At 68.1% G+C, this 6994-nt stretch carries 6 protein-coding genes and 1 tRNA gene; 3 read left to right on the forward strand and 4 right to left on the reverse strand.

Annotation, left to right across the window (positions count from 1 at the left end; translation table 11 throughout):
- Window positions 1–47: 47 nt before the first annotated feature.
- Window positions 48–1346 carry an RsmB/NOP family class I SAM-dependent RNA methyltransferase gene (locus tag TSB10P1A_RS17290; protein ID WP_186389183.1) on the reverse strand — a complete coding sequence of 433 codons (1299 nt, stop codon included), beginning with the start codon at window positions 1344–1346 and terminating at the stop codon, window positions 48–50.
- A gap of 379 nt (window positions 1347–1725) precedes the next feature.
- Between TSB10P1A_RS17290 and TSB10P1A_RS17295 the strand changes: the two genes are divergently transcribed.
- Window positions 1726–1962, forward strand: a complete 237-nt coding sequence (locus TSB10P1A_RS17295; RefSeq protein ID WP_186389184.1) for a hypothetical protein — start codon at window positions 1726–1728, stop codon at window positions 1960–1962.
- Window positions 1963–2064: 102 nt separating this feature from the next.
- Here the strand turns inward: TSB10P1A_RS17295 and guaB are convergent, their stop codons facing one another.
- The 3 genes from guaB to TSB10P1A_RS23815 form a co-directional block, all read right to left on the reverse strand.
- Window positions 2065–3567: an IMP dehydrogenase gene (guaB, locus tag TSB10P1A_RS17300; protein WP_186389185.1), complete on the reverse strand. Its 1503-nt coding sequence runs from the start codon at window positions 3565–3567 to the stop codon at window positions 2065–2067.
- A gap of 188 nt (window positions 3568–3755) precedes the next feature.
- A complete protein-coding gene (locus tag TSB10P1A_RS17305) occupies window positions 3756–4454 on the reverse strand; it encodes an RlmE family RNA methyltransferase (RefSeq protein ID WP_186389186.1) in 699 nt (232 codons plus the stop codon).
- A gap of 9 nt (window positions 4455–4463) precedes the next feature.
- Entirely contained in the window at window positions 4464–5549 is a 1086-nt protein-coding gene (locus TSB10P1A_RS23815) for a Ppx/GppA phosphatase family protein (RefSeq protein ID WP_244293163.1), read from the reverse strand.
- A 988-nt stretch (window positions 5550–6537) separates the two neighbouring features.
- Here TSB10P1A_RS23815 and TSB10P1A_RS17315 point away from each other — a divergent pair.
- Both TSB10P1A_RS17315 and TSB10P1A_RS17320 read left to right on the forward strand, forming a co-directional pair.
- Window positions 6538–6714, forward strand: coding sequence for a hypothetical protein (locus TSB10P1A_RS17315; RefSeq protein ID WP_186389187.1), 177 nt, complete (start codon window positions 6538–6540; stop codon window positions 6712–6714).
- Window positions 6705–6778 (forward strand) — tRNA-Gln (locus TSB10P1A_RS17320). The genes TSB10P1A_RS17315 and TSB10P1A_RS17320 overlap by 10 nt, the downstream gene beginning before the upstream one ends.
- Window positions 6779–6994 lie beyond the last annotated feature (216 nt).

Below are 6994 nucleotides of genomic sequence, written 5' to 3' on the forward strand. Positions count from 1 at the left end.
CCGGCATCTGACGAGGGTCCGGCATCTGACGCAGGACGGCGACGGTCTCAGGCTTCCTCGCGCCGCCGCAGCAAGGCGATGAAGAAGCCATCGGTCGCGGTGCGCGCCGGGCTCAGCGTTGCAAAGCCGGGCGCCTCGAAACGCGGACGCGGCGCCGCCTCCCCGAACAGCTCCGTCCAGCGCGGCTCCAGCGAGATCGCCTCGAAGCCGGGAGCCTCGGCCAGAAAGCCCCGCACCTGCTCGCCATTCTCGCAAGGCAGCAGCGAGCATGTGGCGTAGAGGAGATGGCCGCCCGGGCGCACATGCCGGCTGGCCGATAACAACACCTCGTGCTGCTCGCGCACCCGCGCGGCAAGGGCATTGGGCGTGATACGCCACTTGGAATCCGGCCGCCTGCGCCACACGCCGGTGCCCGAACACGGCACGTCGACGAAAACGAGATCCATCCGCCCTTCCAGGTCGGTGAGGGTCGCCGCCTCCGGGTCTCGCACCTGGACATTGCGCGCGCCCGCCCGCTGCAGACGCTCGAAGATCGGCGCGAGCCGCAGCTTGCTGGCATCATGGGCGTAGATCTGCCCGCGATTGCCCATCGCGCCGGCCAGCGCCAGCGTCTTGCCACCGCCGCCGGCGCAATAATCCAGCACCTGCGCCGGCTCGACGGACGCAGCAACGAGCGCCGCCACCTGGCTCGCCTCGTCCTGCAACTCGAACCAGCCCTTGCGGAAGCCCTCTTCCGCCTGAACGTGCGGCGCCCGCTCCTTGCCGAGCGGCGGCTCGATCCGCAGCCCCACCGGCGAGATCGCCGTCGCGTGCAAGGAGAGGTGAGAGAGCTTGCGCAGCAGGCGCTCGCGGTCGCCCTTCAGCAGGTTGACGCGCAGGTCGATCGGCGCGCGAGCGGCAAGCGCCCTGCCCTCCTCGACCGCGGCATCGCCGAAAGCCTCGTGGAACTGCGGCCACAGCCACTCGGGAATGTCGGCCGCCACATGCGGCGCCATCTCGGCCGGAGCCTCTGCGGCAAGCCGCGCCGCCTCCTCCTGCGTCACCGCCTCGGGCGCGAAACGGTCGCCATCGAGCACCGCGGCAAGACCGTCGACGCCGAAGCCCCAGATTCGCGCATAGGTGGCCAGCACCAGCGCGCGCGGGCTCTCGTCCTGCATGATCGCAGCCAGCGACAACCGCCGGCGCAGCGCATCGAACACGAGGTTGCCAATGACCAGCCGGTCGCCGGAGCCGGCAAAGCGATGCTGCCGGCCCCAATCGCGCAACGCCTCCTGCACCGGCCGGCGCGCCTGCTCGACATCGCCGAGAATCTCGATTGCCGCAGCCAGGCGGCCTCCGTCCTTCATGCTTCGTGTCCTCGAAATCCGTCCATGCGCGCCAGCAGGTCGCGACATCGCCCGCGTCGCGCCGCTGCCCGACGGCACGACGCCAAAGACCCTGCCAGCCGATCCCGGCCTGACCGGGACTGCACCCTTTCGGCTGCTTTAGCCGATCCTCCGCGCCTTGCCAATGTCTGGCACCGCCGCGACAGGGTGGCGTGGCATGTCGTTTTCGCGAGCAGCCTTCACCCTGGGATTGTTTCAAAGTCAACCTTAAGTAGTGACGCCTCGATATTATTGACAGAGCACACCAAACATACAACCAATACGTGCTTATGAGTAGAATACAAATAACGCTTCCATAACGTCACTGAGTGCCAAATCTTGTTTATCGGAGGAGGATGCCATGAAAAGCGACATCAGACAGCCGACCGAAAGTACATTTACCGACCCGGATAAGGAAATTCGGGCGTGGAAAGCGTTCTTCTCCTATGCCGCCCAGGACGTTGACGGAGCCTCGCCCGAGCTGCTCGTCGCCTGTGCCCATCGCCTTCTGGAGATGTCGCGGGAACCCCGCGCGCCGCGCCGCGGCGGCCGGCGGCGCGGCTCACAGGCGCAGGTTGCGGACGCCGCTCTCGGGTGATCGGCCGGCACGATCCGGAAAAACCGGTCCGGAAAACGACACCGGGCGGAAGATCTCTTCCGCCCGGTGCCGGCTGATATTTCTTCTCGACCGTCGCCGTCCTCAAACGCCGCCGGGGTAGTTCGGGCTCTCGCGGGTGATCGTCACGTCATGGGCGTGGCTTTCACGCAGGCCCGCGCCGGAGATCCGCACGAAGCGCGCCTTGTCCTGCAGATCCGCGATGGTACGGGCCCCGACATAGCCCATGGCCGCGCGCAGGCCGCCGCCGAGCTGGTGCAGGACGCTGGCAAGCGGCCCCTTGTAGGGAACCTGACCCTCGATGCCTTCCGGCACCAGCTTCAAGGTGTCGCGCACTTCCGCCTGGAAGTAGCGGTCGGCGGAGCCGCGCGCCATCGCGCCGACGGACCCCATGCCGCGATACGCCTTGTAGGAGCGGCCCTGGTGCAGGTAGACCTCGCCGGGGCTCTCGTCCGTGCCCGCCAGCAGCGAGCCGACCATCGCGGCGGAGGCACCGGCCGCCAGCGCCTTGGCAAGATCGCCCGAGAACTTGATGCCGCCGTCGGCGACGATCGGCACGCCGTCCTTCTCGGCAACCGCGCAGGCCTCCATGATCGCGGTGAGCTGCGGCACCCCAACGCCGGCGACGATCCGGGTGGTGCAGATCGAGCCCGGACCGATGCCGACCTTGACCGCGTCGGCGCCGGCGTCGATCAGCGCCCGCGTGCCGTCGCCCGTGGCGACGTTGCCGGCAAGGACCTGCACGGCATTCGACAGCGCCTTGACCCGGCGCACCATCTCCAGCACCCGCTCGGAATGACCATGGGCGGTGTCGACGACCAGAAGGTCGACGCCGGCATCGATCAGCCGCTCGGCCCGCTCGAAACCCTCCGGCCCGACGCTGGTTGCCGCTGCGACCCGCAGTCGGCCCTGCTCGTCCTTGGAAGCGTTGGGGTTGAGCTGAGCCTTCTCCATGTCCTTGACGGTGATCAGACCGATGCAGTGGTTGCGGTCGTCGACCACCAGCAGCTTTTCGATGCGATGCGCATGCAGCAGCCGCTTGGCCTCGGCCTGGCTCACACTGTCGCGCACTGTGACCAGCCCTTCGCGGGTCATCAGCTCGGCGATGCGCTGCGCCGGATCGGAGGCGAAGCGCACGTCGCGGTTGGTCAGAATGCCGACCAGCCGGCCGACATGATGCCCGCCCGAGCCGCCGTTCTCGACCACCGGCACGCCGGAAATGCCGAAATGCTGCATCAGGTCCAGCGCTTCCTGCAGCGTCGCCTCGGGGCCGATCACCAGCGGGTTGACCACCATGCCGGACTCGAATTTCTTGACCTGGCGGACCTGCTCGGCCTGCTGATCGATGGTCAGATTGCGGTGAATCACGCCGATGCCGCCGGCCTGGGCCATGGCAATGGCAAGCCGCCCCTCGGTGACGGTGTCCATGGCGCTCGACAGGATCGGCAGGTTGAGCTCCAGCTCCCGCGTCACCCGGGTACGAAGATCCGTTTCCGCCGGCAGGACCTCCGAATGGCCCGGCATCAGCAGGACGTCGTCGAAGGTCAGAGCCTCCGTACCGTGAATGGACTGGTAGAATGCGGGCATCGGCCAATTCCCCTTTCAGGAAAAACGACCCTGGTCCGGACGGGAGGCGTCCGGAGGAGCGGTCGCAGATGGGAGAAGTTGGCGCGGGTCATTAACACGCGTACGACGGGAAGGGAAGCGCGATCACGGAAGGACTTGTCCCTTCGCGGTCTTTTCTTAACGGCACCGATGCGGCGAGTGTCTTTCGCTCAGTCCTTGCGGCCGCGAAAACCCTTCGCCAGAACATAGAGTTCCGGGCTTTCCTTGCGGCTCGCCGGCGGCTTGATGTGATGCACCGTCTGGTAGTCGCGCTTCAGCTCGGCGAGCTGATCGTTCTCGGCTCCGCCGCGAAACACCTTGGACAGGAACGCCCCGCCCGGCGCCAGGGTCTCGCGGGCAAAGAGGGCGGCGACCTCGAACAGGTGAGTCGTGCGCAGGTGGTCGGTCTGACGGTGGCCGGTGGTCGGCGCCGCCATGTCGGAGATCACCAGGTCCGGCGCATGGCCGCCCAGCGCCTGCAGCAGGGCCTGCGGCGCGTCGTCGTCGAGAAAATCCTTCTGCAGCAGCACCACGCCGGGGAGCGGCTCCATCTCCAGATAGTCGATGCCGACGATCAGCGGATCCTCGTCGGTGGACCCGGTCTTCGCCGCCGCCACCTGGCACCAGCCACCGGGCGCAGCACCCAGATCGACGATCCTCTGACCCGGCTTCAGCAGCTTGTGCTTCTCGTCGATCTCCAGCAGCTTGTAGGCCGCGCGCGAGCGATAGCCGTCGATCTTCGACCGGCGAACGTAAGGATCGTTGAGCTGGCGCTGCAGCCAGCGGGTGGAGGAATTCGACCGCTTGCGCGCGGTCTTCACCCGCTCGAACATGCCGCGGTCGCCGCGTCCGCGGCCCGAAGTGGTCATTGCCTTGTCCTATCTCGTGCGCCCGCGCGGGCGCTGTCGGTGCGGCGGCTTTCGGCGCCAGACATTGTCGGCCGCCATCAGCTCCATCAGGATGCCCTCGCGCAAGCCCCGGTCGGCGACACGCAGCCGCTGGCACGGCCAGCGCCGCCGGATCGCCTCGAGGATCGCACAGCCCGCCAGCACGAGATCGGCCCGGTCGGCGCCGATGCACGGGTTGTCGACGCGCTCCTCATACGGCATCGCACGCAGCCGCTCAATCATCGCCGAGACATCCTCGGTGTCCATCCACGCCCCGTCGACCCGGCGCCGGTCATAGCGCTTGAGGCCGAAATGCACGCCGGCCAGCGTCGTGACGGTGCCGGATGTGCCGAGCATGTGCACCTTGCCGTCGCAGATCGCCGCGCTGAGTTCCCGCCCCAGCGAGAAGGCTTCCAGATGCGCGCGGGCATCGTTGACCATCGCCTCGAACGTGTCGGTCGTGACATGGCGTCCGCCATGGCGTTCCGCAAGGTTGACGACGCCGACGGGCAGCGAGATCCAGGCGCGGATGAAGCGGGTGAGCGCCACGCCGCGCGCGCCGCAGCGGTTGCGCAGGTCCAGCCAGACGATCTCCGACGATCCGCCGCCGATGTCGAACAGCACCACGCCATTGGCATCCGGACACACGAGCGACGCGCAGCCCGCGACCGCCAGTCGCGCCTCGGTCTCCCGCGAGGCGATCTCCAGGGCAAGACCGGTCTCCTGCCGCACCCGCTCGATGAATTGCGGCCCGTTTTCCGCCGCGCGGCAGGCTTCCGTGGCGATCAGGCGGAAGCGATCGACCCCCCGCTCCTCCAGCTTGTCGCGGCAACAGACCAGCGCTTCCAGCGCCCGCTCCATCGCCGGCTCGCTCAGCCGGTTGGTATGGCCCAGCCCCTCGCCCAGCCGGACGATGCGCGAATAGGCATCGACCACGCGAAAGCCGCGCTGCTCGGGCCGCGCCACCAGCAGGCGGCAATTGTTGGTGCCAAGATCGAGCGCCGCATAGAGCCGCCCCGGCGGCTCCGCCTCTGGCCCGGCCACCGCATGCCCATGCGGCGGCGGCCGGTGGGCCACGGGTTCGTCCCGCCCGCGCGCCGGCAACCCGGACGCGCAGTGGGGCACCGCCGCGTGCACCTGGTCCGCCGGGCGGCCGTGTTTCCCAGAGCCCTCACCATGGCTGCCGGGGCCCGATTGCCCAGCCCCCCACCCTGCCTGCTGTCCGGTCGTCGGCACACCACGCCGCAGCGCCGCAGCGTCCCGCGCCCCTGCTTGCGGCTGTTCCTTGTACCGGATCGCGGCCCTGCCAGCCTGCGGCGCAGTCTGCGCGCGCGTTGCCGGCTCGGCTTGGCCCGCCGTCTCGGCGGGTGTCTGCCCTTCGGCCCGGCTCGCAGCCGTTCGGCTGGCATCTGTCTGGCTGGTGTCCGTCCGGCTGGCATCGGCACGCCGCTCCGCCCGGTTGGGACGGTGGCGCTTGCGCGCCCGCTTTCGGCTGCCCGCGGATGCAGCTTTCCCGTTCACGCCCCCTGGTGGTGGCGCGCCGACGGCGTTCGCTCCGGCATCCCGGTCTCCGGCCGTGCGTGCCGCACCTTGCCCGGAGCCCCCGGCCGGGGCGCCAGCGGCGCCCTTCGGCCTGCGTCTCTTCCGGGACCTCTTGCGCTTGGCGGGCCCTGTGCCGGCGCCTGTCGCGTCGTTCTGTCCCGGTGTCGAGCCGGGATGCAGCCGGCTGTCGCCCGGCTCCATCTGTCCCGATTCGCTCACAGTCTGTCCTTACCGGCACCCATGGGTGCCTCTGCCTTCCTGTGTCGGCCGCATCGTGGCCGCCGCCAGAAAACGCATTGTCGTTGGGGAGAGTTTACCACCATATCCGCCGCCCGCAACGTTCTGCCCCACGGGAAGCCCCCCGACAGCCGCAAATCCCATGGCACGCGCTGCCCCGCGCGCGTCCCGACCTTGCGCGCGCGCCCTCTGCCAACCCCGGATATGCACAGGCTGGGGCAGCATTTTTTCCAAGGACCGGCATCCGTGCTTGACAGCGCGGGTCCAGATTCATAAAAAGCCGCCCATGGATGCGCTGCCGTTCGCGCGGCAGGCGCCGGGGAGTTTTTTCCTGAAGGGCATCTTTCCTGAAGAGCATCTCCGGCCGGACTGCATCGCCAAAGGCTCCAGAGCCGGTATGGCTGTTGCAGGTCCAGATGTCCGGTCAGATCCGGACACAGCATCCATCGGCATTGGGGAATAGGTTAACGGTAGACCCACGGACTCTGACTCCGTTAGTCCTGGTTCGAATCCAGGTTCCCCAGCCAACCTCCCTGTCTCATAGGCTCACCCTCCCCGCCAGACTTGCCCTTGCCCGCGGAGCGTCCCGTACGGCATCTGTCATCGCGTGTGCAAGTATAGCGCGCAAAATCGTTTGGCATTTCGCGCAAGAACGGATGACAACAGTTTCACACGCCGTTTAAGCCTTCCTCGCCGCCGCCGTCGCGCGCTTCAAAGCGCCTTCGAAAGCCTTTCGCAGGCGA

The sequence above is a fragment of the Stappia sp. TSB10P1A genome, from assembly GCF_900185725.1.
GTDB lineage: Bacteria > Pseudomonadota > Alphaproteobacteria > Rhizobiales > Stappiaceae > Stappia.